Annotated in this window: 16 protein-coding genes and 1 tRNA gene; 11 read left to right on the plus strand and 6 right to left on the minus strand. The window is 39.5% G+C overall.

The features are described from left to right. Positions 1-14: 14 nt before the first annotated feature. From thiO to thiE, 4 genes are read left to right on the plus strand one after another with little or no spacing between them, the layout of a single operon-like run. Positions 15-1232 (plus strand): glycine oxidase ThiO, encoded by a 1218-nt coding sequence (gene thiO / locus B7C41_RS08090; RefSeq protein WP_085298282.1) that lies wholly within the window; start codon positions 15-17, stop codon positions 1230-1232. Between the two features lie 3 nt (positions 1233-1235). Next, complete coding sequence (thiS, locus tag B7C41_RS08095; RefSeq protein ID WP_085298283.1) at positions 1236-1454, plus strand: sulfur carrier protein ThiS; 219 nt, start codon at positions 1236-1238, stop codon at positions 1452-1454. A 3-nt stretch (positions 1455-1457) separates the two neighbouring features. Then, positions 1458-2261 (plus strand): thiazole synthase, encoded by an 804-nt coding sequence (locus B7C41_RS08100; protein ID WP_085298284.1) that lies wholly within the window; start codon positions 1458-1460, stop codon positions 2259-2261. Then, a complete protein-coding gene (gene thiE / locus B7C41_RS08105; protein WP_085298285.1) occupies positions 2261-3862 on the plus strand; it encodes a thiamine phosphate synthase in 1602 nt (533 codons plus the stop codon). The genes B7C41_RS08100 and thiE overlap by 1 nt, the downstream gene beginning before the upstream one ends. A 33-nt stretch (positions 3863-3895) precedes the next feature. On the opposite strand, the gene B7C41_RS08110 is transcribed toward thiE, so the two are convergent. Both B7C41_RS08110 and B7C41_RS08115 read right to left on the minus strand, forming a co-directional pair. Next, positions 3896-6127 carry a tetratricopeptide repeat protein gene (locus tag B7C41_RS08110; protein WP_158089098.1) on the minus strand — a complete coding sequence of 744 codons (2232 nt, stop codon included), beginning with the start codon at positions 6125-6127 and terminating at the stop codon, positions 3896-3898. Positions 6128-6364: 237 nt separating this feature from the next. Next, complete coding sequence (locus B7C41_RS08115) at positions 6365-6904, minus strand: TetR/AcrR family transcriptional regulator (protein ID WP_085298287.1); 540 nt, start codon at positions 6902-6904, stop codon at positions 6365-6367. Positions 6905-7251: 347 nt separating this feature from the next. Here B7C41_RS08115 and B7C41_RS08120 point away from each other — a divergent pair, with 347 nt between their 5' ends. Together B7C41_RS08120 and B7C41_RS08125 are read left to right on the plus strand one after the other, a co-directional pair. Next, positions 7252-7872, plus strand: a complete 621-nt coding sequence (locus tag B7C41_RS08120; RefSeq protein ID WP_085298288.1) for a glutathione S-transferase family protein — start codon at positions 7252-7254, stop codon at positions 7870-7872. Between the two features lie 131 nt (positions 7873-8003). Beyond that, entirely contained in the window at positions 8004-8696 is a 693-nt protein-coding gene (locus tag B7C41_RS08125) for a cupin domain-containing protein (RefSeq protein ID WP_085298289.1), read from the plus strand. A 95-nt stretch (positions 8697-8791) separates the two neighbouring features. Here the strand turns inward: B7C41_RS08125 and B7C41_RS08130 are convergent. Further along, positions 8792-8876, minus strand: a tRNA-Leu gene (locus tag B7C41_RS08130). Between the two features lie 117 nt (positions 8877-8993). Continuing rightward, entirely contained in the window at positions 8994-9404 is a 411-nt protein-coding gene (locus B7C41_RS08135; RefSeq protein WP_085298290.1) for a hypothetical protein, read from the minus strand. Between the two features lie 161 nt (positions 9405-9565). On the opposite strand from B7C41_RS08135, the gene B7C41_RS08140 reads away from it, so the two are divergent. Beyond that, entirely contained in the window at positions 9566-10066 is a 501-nt protein-coding gene (locus B7C41_RS08140) for an RDD family protein (protein ID WP_085298291.1), read from the plus strand. Between the two features lie 77 nt (positions 10067-10143). Here the strand turns inward: B7C41_RS08140 and lptG are convergent, their stop codons facing one another. Beyond that, complete coding sequence (lptG, locus tag B7C41_RS08145; protein WP_143764332.1) at positions 10144-11214, minus strand: LPS export ABC transporter permease LptG; 1071 nt, start codon at positions 11212-11214, stop codon at positions 10144-10146. Next, positions 11211-12344, minus strand: a complete 1134-nt coding sequence (gene lptF, locus B7C41_RS08150; RefSeq protein ID WP_085298293.1) for an LPS export ABC transporter permease LptF — start codon at positions 12342-12344, stop codon at positions 11211-11213. Before lptF ends, lptG begins: the two co-directional genes overlap by 4 nt. Before the next feature lie 253 nt (positions 12345-12597). Here lptF and pepA point away from each other — a divergent pair, with 253 nt between their 5' ends. From pepA to B7C41_RS08170, 4 genes are all read left to right on the plus strand, one after another. Further along, positions 12598-14103, plus strand: coding sequence for a leucyl aminopeptidase (pepA, locus tag B7C41_RS08155; protein WP_085298294.1), 1506 nt, complete (start codon positions 12598-12600; stop codon positions 14101-14103). A gap of 31 nt (positions 14104-14134) precedes the next feature. Next, positions 14135-14611 (plus strand): DNA polymerase III subunit chi, encoded by a 477-nt coding sequence (locus B7C41_RS08160; RefSeq protein ID WP_085298295.1) that lies wholly within the window; start codon positions 14135-14137, stop codon positions 14609-14611. Between the two features lie 22 nt (positions 14612-14633). After that, positions 14634-17489: a valine--tRNA ligase gene (locus B7C41_RS08165; RefSeq protein WP_085298296.1), complete on the plus strand. Its 2856-nt coding sequence runs from the start codon at positions 14634-14636 to the stop codon at positions 17487-17489. Between the two features lie 308 nt (positions 17490-17797). Next, positions 17798-18007 carry a cold-shock protein gene (locus tag B7C41_RS08170; protein ID WP_077286195.1) on the plus strand — a complete coding sequence of 70 codons (210 nt, stop codon included), beginning with the start codon at positions 17798-17800 and terminating at the stop codon, positions 18005-18007. Positions 18008-18147: the final 140 nt, after the last annotated feature.

Genomic DNA, 18147 nt, shown 5'->3' on the forward strand with positions numbered 1-18147 from the left:
GGGGAAATATCATTATGCCTACAATCGCAATTATTGGCGCGGGCTTAATGGGCCGCCTGACAGCTTTGTCGTTAAATCGACAAGGCTATCAGGTGACTCTGTTCGACAAAGATCATAAAAATGGCCATCAAAGTGCCGCCTATGCGGCAGCAGGATTATTAACGCCGCTAGGTGAGGCAATGCACTGTCCGGCAAACATAGTGGCAATGGGCTTTGCTTCATTATCACTTTGGCCAACGCTACTTAAGTCGTTATCAGGTTATAACTTTTATCAACAAACGGGCTCGTTAGTGGTGAGTCATGAACAAGATATTGGCGACTATCATCGTTTAAAGCGTTTCTTGGCCAATAATTACAACGACCATCAGCAACAGCACTTAAATCGTCAGCAATTATCGGCACTAGAGCCGGAACTTGCACGGCGATTTTCACAAGCGCTTTATTTGCCAGAAGAAGGGCAAATTGGTAATAGAAAGTTACTGATAGCTTTGCAAAAGCAATTAAATGACGAAGGGGTTGATTGGCGCTGTCAAACTGAAGTGGTTGAAGTAACACCGAGGATTGCAACAGAGAAAAGTCACGTGACTTACCAAACGAGAAATAGTCGGACGAGCAATAATCAAAAAGTGAGTCAATCATTTGATTTAATTATTGATTGCAGAGGTGTTGGCGCTAAAAAGTCATCAAAAGCTGATCGTATAAAAAATGCTGAATTGGATGATTTACGCGCAGTTAGGGGCGAGTTGTTCCAACTTTTTGCCCCGGAAGTTAATATTTCAAGGCCGGTCAGATTGATGCACCCACGTTACCAACTTTATATTGCGCCAAAAGGTAAAGGACACTTTGTTGTTGGAGCAACAGAAATTGAAAGTGACGATACGGCCCCAATGACAGTACGCTCGGCAATGGAGTTACTCAGCGCCGCTTATAGTGTTCATCCGGGTTTTGCGGAAGCTAATATTCGTCAACATGTTAGTCAACTTCGCCCTGCTTTTAGCGATAATCAAGCGAAAATACTATGCCAAAACGGCTTAATACAAGTCAATGGTTTATACCGTCATGGCTTTTTAATTGCGCCTGTCGTGCTGTCGCAAGTACTTGAACATGTTAATAACTTAATGTTTCCGCAAAATAGAACGCCAGCAAGTTACCAATACGCACATTTACTGCCTATCAGTGAAAAATCCGCACCGAGCTTAGATAAAACTAACAAGATAAGATTAGCGAGATAAAAAATGAAAATATACATTAACGGCGACGCCGTTGAATTAGCTGATTGTTCAGTACCAACAAGCATCCAAGCCGCACTCGTAAAAGCATTACCTGAAAATCAGCGACAACAAAGTTTTGCTTTAGCGCTTAATGGCGATTTTGTTGGCAAAGGTGATTACGCTAATACGGTGCTAAAAAGTGACGACAGTATTGATATTCTACTGCCTATTGTTGGAGGCTAACATATGTCTTTAACTATTTATGGCCAACAGCTTAGCAGCCGATTACTGATCGGCTCGGCGCTGTACCCGTCACCCGAAGTGATGAAGCAAGCCATACTCGCCAGTGGTTCACAAGTGGTGACTTTATCACTGAAACGACAGAACCCGCTTGAGCAATCAGGTGAAAAAATTTGGCGCTATATTCAAGATATTGTCAAAATAAACCAAGGCTTCCTACTGCCTAATACGGCTGGATGTAAAAATGCAAAAGAGGCAATCACCTTAGCAAAAATGAGTCGAGAGTTATTTCAAACCGATTGGATAAAACTTGAAGTGATTGGCGATGACTATAACTTACAGCCGGATCCCATAGAATTACTTATTGCCACTGAGCAATTACTCGCCGATGGTTTTAAAGTACTACCTTATTGCACTGATGATTTAGTCATTTGTCAGCGTTTATATGCACTTGGCTGCCAAGTAATTATGCCTTGGGCATCACCCATTGGCACAGGCAAAGGGCTGATGAACCCTTATAATTTGGCTAGTATTCGTTCACGCCTACCCGATGCAACCTTGATTTTAGATGCAGGTATCGGTAAGCCATCAGATGCTTGCATCGCCATGGAGATGGGTTTTGATGGTGTTTTACTTAATAGTGCCGTTGCACTTGCCGATAACCCCGTGCTAATGGCGAAAGCATTTGCTAGCGCTATTTCAGCTGGAGAAAGTGCTTATATCGCTGGCACTATGCCTGAACGTCAAACCGCTCATCCGAGTACGCCAACCTTAGATACGCCATTTTGGCACCAGCCTGAGCATAGCTAATGATAAAACTTGAAACAAAAATAACCACTAAAAAACCTAAGCCTATTCTTTGGACCATTTCTGGTGCTGACTGCTCGGGAGGCGCAGGCATCGCAGCAGATATAAAAACAGCTCATCACCTTGATGTGGAGGTTTGCCATTTAATTACCGCGAATACCGTACAAAACTCCACTAAACTTTTATCGATAAACCCTACCGAAGTTACAATATTAGCAGAGCAAGCAAAGGCGCTACGTTTTGATAAACCACCAAGCGCGATAAAAATAGGCTTAATTGCCAATAGTGAACAACTCAGTTGGCTGATTCGTTTGTTGTCAGAGTTAAAACAGCAAATAACAAAGCTGATCGTTGTTTATGATCCCGTCGGCCAAGCCAGTGTTGGCGGGAGTTTATCTACTATTCACACCGATGCATTGCTGCCATTAATGCCGTTGATAGACGTTATGACTCCCAACCTTATTGAGGCAAAACAACTCAGCAAACTTATCGATAGTTGCACTGAAAACGACAATATAGCGATAAGTAAAAAAATAATGAACTTGGGCTGTAATGCCGTGATCGTTAAAGGCGGTCACCAAGATGACATTAATGATAAAAAAAATGCTGATGTAAGCAAATATTGCCTTGATACTTGCGTACAGAAATTAGTGAGTAATGACTTGCAAAGCTACCAGCTAAAGTCTTCTTATATCGAGACTAGTCATAGTCATGGCGGCGGCTGTAGCTTTGCCAGTGCCCTTGCTTGCTTTCTCGCTCACGATTATTTGCTAAGAGATGCTTTCACTTTAACTAAAGCCTATATTAACCAAGGCTTAACCTTCTCACAACAAGAGCAACAAGCTAGACGTGAAGCTTCAACAAATAAAGATATTGCTAGTCGCTATTATGGCGCATTCGAGCAAAGGGATTGGCCGAGTCAGGCGAGTTATTTTCCAACAGTAATGGCTTCACTCAGCGATAAACACCTTTGCTTATCTGCCTTTCAGACATTAAATTTAGCAAAGCATGAGCGACTTGGTTTATATCCCGTGATCGACTCAATCGAATGGTTAGAGCGCTTACTGCCTTTAAGTATTAAAATTATACAATTACGTATTAAAAATAAAAGTAATGAAGAGCTTGATGTCATCATCAAAAAAGCAGTGACCTTAGCAAAAAAATACTCATGTCGATTATTTATTAACGATTACTGGCAGCTAGCAATTAAACATGGCGCATACGGCGTACATATCGGGCAAGAAGATTTAGCACAAGCTGACTTAGCCGCTATTTCCGCTGCGGGTTTACGATTAGGTATTAGTACACACGGCTGCTATGAGTTTCTTTTAGCACAACAATTACAGCCATCTTATCTCGCTGTTGGTGCAATATTTCCCACTAAAACTAAGGATATGACAGGACAAATTCAAGGAGTAGACAACCTGCAATATTTATTAGCTTTAGCTAATAATATTCCCGTTGTTGCTATTGGTGGTATTAACCAGCAACGCTTAGCAGAAGTATGGAATACTGGTGTTAGTGCAGTGGCAGTGGTTACAGCAATAACCGAAGCTGAGCAGCCTATTGGTACTACTAACACAATGTTAGGGGCATTAAATTAATAACCAATATTTTGCATTAAATTGATCGTAATTTCAGAGGTTATCTACCAGTAAAAAACTACCTTGCTCTTTAACACGTAACTTCATATTTTCAAGACGAGCGCTAACGCCACCAAACATTTGCTTAAAACGCTGAGTTTTTGATAATGCTGACAATATCGGCTCAGTGCCTACTTTCCATGTTTGGACCCATCCGGAATCTATAGCACTTTGAAAAAAACTATAAGCTTCTCCATCATCATTTTGCAACGCTTTGATTAACGTCATGTTGTAGAAAATTTCTGGCTTATTACTACTATTATTTATTTTTTTGAGTAAGTACTGCTCAAAGTTTGAAATAAGTGCGTTCACTTTTGCTGTTTGCTCTAATTGTTGATAGGCATAAGATAAATGCAATGCAGCTTGTCCGTCAGCAAAGCGATAACGGTAATCCATATTTTCTTTATCTATTGTAAATAATTGCTCGTAAGCTGTGATAGCTTGCGGATAGTTCTCCCGGTAAAAAGCAATTTCTCCGGCAACATATAAGCTCATACTCTCACGAGGCTCATCAAATTCAACTTGTTCTAATAGCGCCAATGCTTGCTCATTTTTTCCTTTACTGGCAGCAAAACGTGACTGTAAAAAAATAACATCTTCTTTAGAAAACAAGTCTGTATGATCATTAAGATAGGTAAACCATTGTTGAGTATCCTCTTGATTATTCATGTCCATATTGGCCAATAGCAAGCCTTTTATCGCCCCTTTATTACCTGAATCAACTTGCAGTGCTCTTTCATACATTTCTAGCGATTCATCAAGCCGCCCACGCGTTCTCAAAATATCACCTGCTAGGTTATAAGCCCCAGGATAATAAGGATCATTGGCTATTATTTGCGAAAACAATGTCATCGCCTTACCTTCATTTCCTTCTTGGTAATAGCACCAAGCAACATTGTAGGCTGCAACAGGTGATTGAGGGTCAAGCTCGAAGGCTTGTTCAAATAGTTTATGAGCACCAGCAATATCGCCATTTTTTTGTACAAATGAGCCGTACCACATATACGTCATGGCAAAGTTAGGATTTAAATCTATCGCTTGCTTAAAAGAAGCTTCGGCCTTATCTCTGTTAGTTGAACTAAATAATAAACCTTGTGTAGCATGTGCATCTACCAGTTGAGCATCAAGACTAAAGGCTTTATCAATTGCCGCTTGTGCATTTTTGTTTGCTTCTTCTTTAGGTAAAGTGCCATACAAAGCTAAAAGAACATTGGCATTAGCTACGCCAATATAAGCTCTTGCATATTCATCGTCAGCAGCTACCGCAGCCTGAAAGTGCGATAATGCTTTGGTTAGCGAAGCTGCTGTGCGATGTGCAAGCTCCTTTTGTCCTTTTCCGTAGGCCACCATTGCATTAATACTGTTAGTGCCTTTATCATGAGCTTCACTAATAGGCTTGCCTAATAACGTTACTTTGAGCTTATCAACCACAGCGTTAGCAATTTCGTCCTGGATTTGAAAAACATCTCGATATTCACGGTCATAAGTCTCAGACCAAATGTGTTCACCTGTTGATACTTTTATTAACTGAGCCGTCACCCTTATTTTATTATTTGTATCATTTTTACGAATACTACCCTCTAAAATGGTATCAACACCAAGTTCACGACCAATTTCTGGAATTGTTTTTTTAGTAACATTTTTATAAGCGAAAGAAGATGTTCTAGCAGCTACCTGTAATTCTGAATTTTTTGCTAATAGATTTAATAACTCTTCAACCATGCCATCAGCAAAATACTCGTCTTCAGGATCAGAACTAAGTGCTACGAAGGGTAAAATAGCGATAGATTCTTTATTACTTTTCAGGGCGTTTTCTTGGTCGATCTGTCGTGATAATTCATTTAATGGTGGAGCAATTGGCTCAATGAGCACTTGCGGGGTTGAGAAAAACAACTGACTTAATAACGTTACAGCTAATGCTAAGATTAAACTGCCTGCAACGGTAAGCGTTGTTCTTAAATTTACGTTATTAGTTCCTTCGCTACTATTGGCTGATTCAGCACGTACGATGCCTTTGTTTGTAAAGTTAAAAAGCCACGCAAAAATTAAGCTTACCGGAAAGCCGGCAATAAAAATTTTTAGCAGTAAGGTCATCACGCTATCTGGTAAACCTAAAGCAGGTACCGCCAAGTCAGCAATTTGAATCAACGGCCACGCAGAAACAGCATAAATTGTCGCAACTTTAAATACTTGCCGTTGCCTTAATTGTGCTAAAAATTCTTCCAATGACCTTCCTTGCATTCAAACCGAAAACACCATACTAAAATTTCCATCTAATGGAAAAGTGGCATTATTATATAAGTTAGCTTAAGTATACAAAATTGGGTCGTTAATCATAGTGTTAAAAATTAACAAAATATTAATGGGATATCCGCCAGATTATGGGTTTGCATATTTGTTCATTTTTATGCTACTCATATTATAGCTTGCTGTTGATACTTTTCTATTGCAACATTCCATACTTTAACGAAGTAAATGCTCAGCCGCATTTTCAAATACGCTATTATCTTCGATAGCAATGCTGATCATCATTGCACCTTCAAGCAGGGATATACTATTAATGGCTTGTTGCTTAGCCACTAGTGCATCGTCGGCATTGATCGATAAATAAGCTTGTTCAAGCCATGCTAAATTCTTATTAAAAAAACGTTTAATTTCAGTTCGAACAAGCTCAGGTAAAACATCAGACTCTGCACCTAACAAGCCACATAAGCACATTTTTTTATCTTGATATAACGCGTGTCTAAATTGTTCGGTATAAATACTAAGCGGATTTTTACCTGAGGCTATATGTGCCTTAGGCTCACCTAAAGCACTCATAAAATCATCTGTGTATTGTTTAGCAAGCTCTGCACCCAAATCTGCTTTCGTTGGAAAATGATAATGCACGCTGGCACTTTTTATCCCAACATCTTTAGCTAACTCTCTGAAGCTAAAGTTGTTATAACCCCCTTCACGCACTTTGTTTTGTGCTATTTGTAGAAGCTCTTGTTTTTTCGTCATAAAACTTGCCCTTAATTACTTAAGCCAATTATCTATGACTAGAAATGGCCTGACAAGAAACATTATACACTTAGGAGCACCTATCAGTAGCTAAATAAATTAACCTCAACAATAGTTTAACTGTAAAAAATATAGCTATAAGCTATTAATTTATTTACTTTAAAATTCATCCAGTCAAAATGCTGATGCTTTAGAAAGCAAAAAACATTGACTATATTAGTATCTCACATTAACCTACCTACCAGTAGATAGATTAATCATATTAGATGAATTAACACTAAAGCTTTGTTTGAGCAAACAGTAGAAAACATTGTTCAAACATCATTAACCAATAAAGTGAGAGTACTATGAAAATTTATGACGTTGAGAACTTCCCCAACCCACTGCGGGTTCGTATTGCATTAGCTGAAAAAAATGCCACTGACAAAGCAACATTTATTCCCGTAGACTTAATGAATGGAGAACATCGTACGGCCGAATTCTTAGCGAAAAACCCCGCAGGTGGTGTGCCAATTTTAGAGCTTGAAGACGGAACTTTTATTGCTGAATGTTCAGCTATTATTGAATATATTGATCATAAATTTTCTGGCCCATCACTTACGGGTAACACGGCTAAAGATCGTGCAATTATTAGTATGATGCAACGCCGTGCAGAGTCGATGGTACTCGATGCAGTCGCGACCTATTTTCATCATGCAACAGATGGATTAGGCCCAGCACTTGAAACATATCAAAATAAAGCCTGGGGTAAAAAACAATTAGAAAAAGCATTATCAGGTTTAGCTTACTTCGATACTGTATTAGCAAAAAATAGTTATTTAGCGGGAGACGTGTTTACTGTTGCCGACATCACTTTGCATACTGGTCTAGTGTTTGCTGGGTTTGCACAAATTACTCTCCCAAGTGAATTAACTAACTTAATTGCTTGGCAAGCACGTATTGCTAACCGCCCGAGTATTGCCGCGTAACTAATACTTAGCTAAGGCTTAGCTAGCACTTAACTACTACTTAACTACTACTTAGCTACTACTTAGCTACTACTTAGTTACTACTTAGTTAACACTGACTAAAACTGAAAAATTGAAGAATAGGAAATCAGATGAAAATTGCCGCCGACTTTAGTAAACGAGAAATAGTACACAGCACTACCTTACCTTGGGTTGCATCCCCCATGATAGGTGTAGACAGACGTGCACTTGAGCGTGTTGGCGGTGAAGTTGCTAGGGCAACCAGCATTGTTCGTTATGCGCCGGGTAGTGCCTTTTCACCACATGTACATACCGGCGGGGAGGAATTTATTGTTCTTGACGGTGTATTTCAAGATGAACATGGTGACTTCCCTGCTGGTTCCTATATTCGTAATCCGCCAGAGTCTAGCCACACACCTAGCTCAGAAGCTGGCTGTGTAATTATGGTTAAACTATGGCAATTCCAACCCGAAGACAGAACACACGTTCGTCTACAAATGAACGCGATGGGCAAGGTCGCTATGCCTGAGCATACTAATATTCAAATAACGCCGTTATACAAAGATGCTATTGAAGAAGTGTCACTATTACACTTCGATGCCGATGCAAGCTTGGACATTTCACCACTAGGCGGCGCTGAATTTTTTGTGCTTGAAGGTGATATTACTGAACAACAAGACCAACTAACAAAACACAGCTGGGCACGACTGCCTATTAATAAAAGTATGAGTTTGAAAGCTGGGAAAAATGGCGCGAAAATTTGGCTAAAAACAGGCCAGCTAATCGATGTAGAAAACCAAATTGCACGTGTACAACAGGCATAATGATGGACAACTGAAATAACACCAAATTCTAGATACAAAAAAACCGACATTGATGTCGGTTTTCTCTGTTATAGCCTTTTATAATAAAAGAGTAATGGTACCAGCGGTCGGACTCGAACCGACACGTCTCGCGACAGGGGATTTTGAATCCCCCGTGTATACCAATTTCACCACGCTGGCATTACCTTGCTATAACATCATTAATGTAAACATCAATGATGAGGCAGGCATTATACGAAAAAAATCATGCTTAGCAATAGTTTTTCTATTTATATCGTCCGACTGGTGTTTATTTACTCATTTTGATGTTGTAGGTGGGTGTTTCAACTCATTTTCTAGCCATAACCTTGCATCATGGTTATTATCAAAAATTGCATGTTTAATGTCGGCAGCTCGATATAACTTAGTACACATGCTTTTCGTTAATGGAGCTGTAGTACAATTAGCAAGGTTTAGTGCTACTGCCTTAATATTTCCTTGACGAATAAAGTTTAAGTGATATTCAAAACCTTCATCGACACTGATCGCCTCCCCGCTGAGGGTTATTAATGCTGCGTAATTATTTTTATCGACTTGAGAAACAGCTTTAATCAGTTCTTTATGTAGGAGGTCCAGATACTCGATATTCCAAAGGCCTTTAGCTTCTATAAGTATCAAATTACCCTCTGTAACAATGTTTACGGTGCCATGCGCAGGGAAAATATTCATTGTTTTACCTCCATATTCCTTCGCTCAATTATTGAAATATCCATTAAAGCTGATACCAAGTACATACTACTATAAGAGAATATCTGTTAAAAGTTTGTATCTCACATATACTTTTATTTGTGCTTTGCTAAACTAGCGAAAATATTTTTACTGAAACGCTTATGTCACCGACTACTCATGAAACATCTCCTCGTGCCGGTTTTAGACGCCGTATAGCCTCATGGTTATATGATGGTTTAGTTGCAATTGCCGTTTACATGACTGCGGGAGCCGCGTCATTTTTAATTATTTCACTCATGGTACGTTTCGGTGTTTTTGATTACCAAGGCTATGATCATTTAAGCGATACCATTACTCATACATCATGGTTGAAATGGCCAAATGAACTTTGGAAGCTTAGTTGGGTGTCATTTTTCTTTGTTTGGTTTTGGTCTAAAAGTGGTCAAACATTAGGAATGAAGGCATGGCGAGTTAGAGTACAGAACCAAGATGGTACTAGAATAACTAAAACCACGGCAATTAAACGATTATTGCCTACACTACTAGGCTTGGGTAATTTTGCAGTGTTATTTGATAGAAGGAACAAGTTAAGTTTACAAGACCGCTTAACGGGTACCGAAGTGGTGTTACTGACGCTAGAGGAAAATCGCGGTAGGTTATAGATTACCAACACTAAATTATTGCAAATATGTTCTCGAAAAAAGTAATTTAGTGTTATTTAAGCAAATAAAACGCGCGACTAACTAGCGCGTTTTTTCAGAAAATAAAGTGCGACGCTAACAAAGATAATACTGGGCATAAAAGCACCAAAAATGGCTGGTAACTGATAAACCAAGCTCAACGAACCTAATACTTCATTAACAACAAAAAATAGTATTCCTGTCGCAACACCCATCATAATTCTTGCACCCATAGACACCGAACGTAACGGACCAAAAATAAACGATAATGCCACTAATAACATCACAGCTAGGGTCATTGGCTGAGCAACTTTACGCCAAAATGCTAATAAATAACGGCTTGGGTCTTGTTTGTTTGCCTCTAAATACCCTAAATACTCATTTAAACCGCGTAAAGACAAAGATTCAGGCTTAACAGTTACTACACCTAACTTATCTGGCGTTAATGTTGATGTCCACGACATAATCGGTTGGCTTTCTTTTGTCACTTTTTTCTTGGTAATAGTTGTTTCTACGACATCACGCAACTGCCAAGCTTCTTTCTGGTAAACAGCGCTTTTAGCAGAAACCCAACTCGACAATTTAAGTTGATTGTTAAAACGATAAATCTGGATGTTTTTCAATGAACCTTGGTCTTGTACTTCGCCGATATGGACAAAGTAATCGCCATCTTTTGCCCAAGTGCCGCCAGATGAAGAAATTAGGCTACCGCCTGAGATTGCTTGTGCACGCACTTGCCTAGCTGCAGCTTCACCTTGCGGTGCTAACCATTCACCAACTGCCATGCTAACAACAATAAGTAACAATGCTGATTTCATCACTGATTTGATAATATCGAGTCGAGATAATCCAGCAGCTTGCATAACCACCAGCTCACTATTACTCGCCATCATGCCCATACCGATTAAACCGCCAATGAGCGCCGACATAGGAAAAAACAATGAAACATCTTGCGGTATAGCATAAAGCACATAGAGTGCAGCATGAGCCAAGTCATAATTACCTCTACCGACAGATTTCATTTGCTCAACAAATTTAATGATACCGCTTAAGCTGACAAACACCGATAAAGTTAAAAATGTCGTAGAAGCAATAATACGGCCTATATACATATCTAAAATACGCATTATGTCGTTGCCTCCTTGTGTGACTTTTTCGGCAGCATTGCTTGCAGCTTTTTACCGCCCTTCCGTCCTTTTGCTAATAAACTAAAACCCAATAGCAAGACAATAAAATGTACTGGCCATAAACCCATTAACTGCGGTATCGTGCCTTTTTCAATGCCAGAACGAATAGCGGTTAATAATAAAAAGTAACTTAGAAACAGTAATAAAGCGGGTAACATTTTGCCAAATTTACCTTGGCGTGGGTTCACTACACTTAATGGCACAGCCACTAATGTCATAATAATACAGGCTAACGGAAAGGCAATACGCCACTGGCTTTCTGCGCTAGCCTCTGGGGTATTCTCTTGATAAAGCTCTTTAGTTGGTATAGCACTGAGCTTTCGTCTTTTATGAGCAACTTTTTGGTCTTGAATTTGAATGTAGTATTTATCAAACGCCACTTGGCGAAACTGCTTATTTTCAATATCGTTTTGATAACGAGTACCTTCAGACAATATTAACCGTTGTGTACCACTTTCATCTTCAACGACTTGGCCATTTTTTGCATACACTAGGCTTGAGTCAATAACGCTAGAATTCGGTTTATCTTCATCTGGTAATTGGGCAACAAAAACCTTTTCAAAGGTATTGTCTTGACGATTTTTGTCATGAATAAACACCACCGCCTTTTTATTACCTGTGGCTTGAAAACGGCCAGCGATTAACGAACTCAAACCAGAGTCTGCAGCTATTTGTTCTCTTACTTGATATTCATACTCATTTGCCATTGGCGATAAATACAAGGTAAAAATACCAGTAATCATCGCAGTTACAAAGCCTAGAATTAAGGTCACGCGCACCACGTACCATTCACTAACACCACAGGCATGTAGTATTGTCATTTCGTTATCAGCATAAATGCGGCCATAGGCTAGCAGTACGCCGAGAAAAAAGCTTAATGGCAGAATCATTCCAGCGAGATCAGGTATTTTCAAAGCAATGAATGTCATTACTAGATGACCCGGAATGCCACCTTCTGAAGCGTCATCAAGCACACGGACGAATTTATTGCTGATAAATATCGTCATAATGACGAGAAATACCGCAAGTTCGGTTTTAGCAACTTCTTTAAGCAAATAACGAAATATAATCACAAAGTGATCCTATAAAAACTTTCTATAAAACATGGTTTTTTTCTGACATACCGGCATTTTTTCAGTAAACTTGTTATTTTCAGCAGTAATTAAAATATAAGCTTCTCGGGTAACGCTGTTCAATCCGGCTATAATTATAGCCTTTAGCCGAATAGATTTAAAAGTAAGCTTAGCGATTATTTACTGTTTTTAGCAAGTTAAATAGTATAATTACAATAAAATATACGCATTTGAGTCAAAATTAGGAGACCTCATGGAGTTCAGTGTAAAAAGTGGTAGTCCGGAAAAGCAACGCAGCGCCTGTATTGTCGTCGGTGTTTTCGAGCCACGTCGTTTGTCGGCAATCGCTGAGCAACTAGACGAAATCAGTGAAGGCTATATTAGCAATTTACTTCGTCGCGGCGACCTTGAAGGAAAATCTGGACAAATGCTGTTATTGCATCACGTACCGAATATTCTCAGCGAGCGCGTACTATTAGTTGGCTGTGGTAAAGAGCGTGAATTAGACGAACGCCAATATCGCCAAATTATCAGCAAAACAATTAATACCTTAAATGAAACTGGTTCAATGGAAGCGGTATGTTTCTTATCTGAATTGCATGTTAAAGGTCGCGATACTTATTGGAAAGTGCGTCAAGCTATCGAAGCAACGCAAGACTGTTTATACAGCTTTAATAGTTTAAAAACACGTAAAGAAGAGCCACGTCGCCCGTTACGTAAAATTGTTTTTAATGTTCCTACTCGTCGTGAATTACCGATTGGTGAACGTGCAATTAGCCATGGTTTAGCTGTTTCTGAAGGTATTACTACCTGTAAGAACGTTGCTAATATGCCGCCAAACATTTGTAATCCAGCTTATTTAGCTGAACAGGCACAAATTCTTGATAACGATTACGACAACGTAACGACTCAAGTAGTTGACGAGAAAGAAATGGAAGAACTCGGCATGGGCTCATATTTAGCTGTCGGCCGTGGTTCAGTAAATGAGTCGTTAATGAGCATTATTAAATATAATGGCGCTGGTGATGATTCGAAGCCATTGGTATTAGTCGGTAAAGGTTTAACTTTTGACAGTGGTGGTATTTCATTAAAACCAGGCGCAGGCATGGATGAAATGAAATATGACATGGGCGGTGCCGCCGGTGTGTTAGGCGCTATGCATTCACTTGCTGAATTAAACTTACCGATTAATGTTATTGGTGTTTTAGCTGGCTGTGAAAACATGCCAAGCAGTAACGCTTATCGCCCAGGTGACATTTTAACGACTATGTCGGGCCAAACAGTTGAAGTATTAAATACTGATGCTGAAGGTCGATTAGTATTGTGTGACGCATTAACCTATGTTGAACGCTTTGACCCTGAGCTTGTTATCGATGTTGCCACTTTAACAGGTGCCTGTGTTGTTGCTTTAGGCGCACATGCAACTGGCTTACTAAGTAGCCACAACCCACTTGCCCATGAGTTATTAAATGCTTCTGAACAAAGTGGCGACCGCGCTTGGCGTATGCCTTTATGGGACGACTATCAAGATCAACTTGAAAGCCCATTTGCTGATTTTACCAACTTAGGCGGTAAAGAAGCGGGAACAATTACCGCAGCTTGTTTCTTATCTAAGTTTACCAAAAAATATAATTGGGCACATTTAGACATTGCCGGTACTGCATGGCGTGGTGGTAAGAACAAAGGTTCCACAGGCCGACCTGTCAGCATGTTAACGCAATTTTTACTAAATCGTTCTGGCGCTGAACAAGGCGAATAGCTCTTACTGAATTACTACGCGGAATAAAGTCATGCAAACCCAAGCAATGTTCTATAGCATTGAAGAGCAAAGTAAAATAGCAGGTGTATCTGAGCAACAGTTACATCTGTATTATGCTTGTTTGCAAGCTGCTTACTTTTACCGCCAAAATCAACGTGTATTTATTTATACTCAAGATCAAGAAAGCGCTCATAACATAGATGAAATGTTGTGGGCTTTTGATCCGACAAGTTTTGTACCACATAACCTGATTGGTGAGGGTCCAAAACAGGGTGCTGCTGTTGAAATTAGTTGGCAAGCACCCACTAACCGCCGAGCGGTTTTAATTAATTTAACTAGCGATGTACCCAACTTTGCTAACCAATTTTCGCATCTGATAGATTTTGTGCCCGCTGATGAAACGCTAAAAGAACAAGCTCGAAATCGTTTTCGTACTTGTCGCCAATGGAATTTCAATGTAGCTCATCAAGTTGCAAGCGCACCACAACCTATCGATACAACCAGTTAAAAATCTTCTGACGGAAAATCTGATGGAAAAAACATTTACCCCCGCAAATATTGAACAAGCCCTGTATAAAAGCTGGGAAGAACAAGGTTACTTTAGCCCAAGTGGCGAAGGCGACAGCTACAGCATTGCAATACCGCCACCTAATGTTACGGGTAGTTTGCATATGGGACATGCGTTTCAACAAACCATTATGGATACCTTAATCCGTTACCAACGCATGCAAGGTAAAAATACCTTATGGCAAACAGGTTGCGACCATGCAGGTATTGCAACACAAATGGTAGTAGAGCGTAAAATTGCTGCAGAAGAAGATAAAACTCGCCATGACTACGGTCGTGAAGGTTTTATCGATAAAATTTGGGAATGGAAAGAAGAGTCAGGCGGCACTATCGGCAAACAAATGCGTCGTTTGGGTAACTCTATCGATTGGTCTCGTGAACGCTTCACTATGGATGATGGCATGTCTGAAGCGGTACAAGAAGTTTTTGTCCGCTTATTTGAAGATGACCTAATTTACCGCGGCAAACGCCTAGTAAACTGGGACCCTAAATTCCACACCGCTATTTCTGATTTAGAAGTAGAAAATAAAGACAAGAAAGGCCACATGTGGCACCTACGCTACCCATTAGCTGATGGTGCAAAAACAGCTGAAGGCCTTGATTATTTAGTAGTAGCAACAACACGACCTGAAACCATGTTAGGTGATACAGGTGTTGCTGTGAACCCTGAAGATCCTCGTTATAAAGATTTAATTGGTAAACAAGTTTTATTACCGTTAGTAAATCGTTTAATTCCAATTGTTGGCGATGATCACGCGGATATGGAAAAAGGCACAGGTTGTGTAAAAATTACTCCTGCCCATGATTTCAACGATAATGAAGTTGGCAAACGTCATGCTCTGCCGCAAATCAATATTTTAAACAAAGACGCAGCAATCTTAGCAAGCGCAGAGGTTTATGATACTAAAGGCGAAGTATCAACAGTTTATAGTACTGAGTTACCTAGCGAATTCGCAGGAATGGACCGTTTCGTTGCTCGTAAAGCTATTGTCGCTAAATTCGATGAACTTGGCTTATTAGTTGAAGTAAAAGATCATGATTTAGTTGCCCCTTATGGCGACAGATCAGGTGTGATCATTGAGCCACTATTGACAGATCAGTGGTATGTTCGTGTTGAAAAACTAGCAGGCCCTGCTGTTGATGCAGTAAAAGATGGTCAAATAGAATTTGTACCTAAACAATACGAAAACTTATATTTCTCTTGGATGAAAGACGTGCAAGATTGGTGTATTTCACGCCAACTTTGGTGGGGACATCGTATTCCTGCATGGTATGACGAAAACGAAAAAGTTTATGTTGGCCGTACAGAAGAAGAAGTACGTGCAAACAATGACATTCCTTCGGATATGAAGTTACGTCAAGACGATGATGTACTTGATACTTGGTTCTCATCTGCTTTATGGACTTTCTCAACGTTAGGTTGGCCAAAAGAGACTGAAGATTTAAAAACTTTCCACCCTACTGATGTATTGGTAACGGGTTTTGATATTATTTTCTTCTGGGTTGCTCGTATGATCATGATGACCATGCATTTCAATAAAGATGAAAACGGTAAAGCACAAATACCGTTTAAGAAAATCTACATGACCGGCCTTATTCGCGATGAAAATGGCGATAAAATGAGTAAATCAAAAGGTAATGTTGTTGATCCACTAGATATGATTGATGGTATTTCTTTAGAAGACTTATTAGAAAAACGTACTGGTAACATGATGCAGCCTAAACTTGCCGCTAAAATTACCAAGCTAACTAAAAAAGAATACCCTGAAGGTATTGAAGCTCACGGCACTGACGCCTTACGTTTTACATTAACTTCTGTTGCAACTACAGGTCGTGACATTAGCTGGGATATGAAGCGTCTTGAAGGCTACCGTAACTTCACCAACAAATTATGGAACGCTAGCCGTTACGTAATGATGAACACTGAAGAGTTTGACTGCGGCGCTGCTGGCGGTGAAATGGAGTTATCATTAGCAGATCGCTGGATCATCGGTCAGTTTGAACAAACTGTTAAAACCGTACATGAAGCATTTGACTCCTTCCGCTTTGACCTTGCTTCACAAGCATTGTATGAATTCACATGGAATCAATTCTGTGATTGGTACTTAGAGTTAACCAAGCCGGTATTGTTTAAAGGCAATGAGGCACAGCAACGTGCAACACGCCATACCTTAGTAAATATATTAGAAGGCTTATTGCGTTTAATGCACCCTATCATGCCGTTTATTACTGAAACTATTTGGCAGCGTGTACAGCCATTAAGTAACTTTAATAAAAATGGTGATTCAATTATGGTGCAAGCCTTCCCACAATTTAACGAAAGTAATTGTGACCAGCAAGCCATTGATGATTTAGAGTGGGTAAAACAGTTCATCGTTGCTATTCGTAATATTCGCGGCGAAATGGATATTTCACCAAGTAAGCCTTTGCCTGTACTACTGAAAAACGTAAATGCAGATGATCAACGTCGCTTATCAAACAACGAACAATTCATTAGTGCTTTAGCTAAATTAGAAAGTATTGAAGTGTTAGCAAATGATGATAACGGTCCGGCTTCAGCAACCGCTGTGGTTGGTGATTTATCAGTGCTAATACCAATGGCTGGTTTAATTGACAAAGATGCTGAGCTAGCGAGATTAGATAAAGCAATTGAAAAGCTAACCAAAGATGCAGACCGTGTTCGAGGTAAGCTTAGTAATGAAAAATTTGTTGATAAAGCACCTGAAGCGGTTATCAATAAAGAAAAAGCTAAGTTAGCAGAAGCAGAGTCAACATTAGCTAAAATGGTTGACCAGAAAGCTCAAATAGCTGAAATGTAAGTAGTTCATTTTTAGTAACAATAAAAGCCAGCATTATCGCTGGCTTTTTTTTGTCATAAAAAAGTAAAGTAATCTTCATTTTTTTTAGAGATTCCTAAATTCTAATGTGTTAATATCTTTTTGCGTTGAGTTTTTGCGTTTCGGGATAAGGAGAGATTTTAAGTCAACAGACTTCTAATCAGCCTAGACGCTTTAAGTATGTGTTACTGGAAACCTTTCTCTACCTGTATTTTATAGGTGGGGGGCATTTACTCCGTATATGGCCATTTTGGCTAAACTTTAATTTTTGATCTGCGAGAAATGTTAGTATGTCTGATACAGTAACTGGTAAAGTAAAATTTTTTAACGAGTCTAAAGGCTTTGGTTTCATCGAGCAAGAAAACGGCGCTGACGTTTTTGTTCACTTTAGTGCAATCTCTGGTGACGGTTTCCGTACATTGACTGATGGTCAAGCGGTAACTTTCAGCGTAAAACAAGGCCAAAAAGGTCCTGAAGCTGAAAACGTAGTTGCATCTTAATCTAAAGAGCAAATTTCTCTTTAGCCTTTCTATTTGAAGAGTGCTAAAGATTAAATAAAAAAACGAAACTTATGTTTCGTTTTTTTGTTTTTATCGCTAGTAAAAACTTCTGTTTTACTAGCGATTCATTTTTTAACTTC

The sequence above is a fragment of the Cognaticolwellia mytili genome, assembly GCF_002104475.1.
GTDB classification, from domain to species: domain Bacteria; phylum Pseudomonadota; class Gammaproteobacteria; order Enterobacterales; family Alteromonadaceae; genus Cognaticolwellia; species Cognaticolwellia mytili.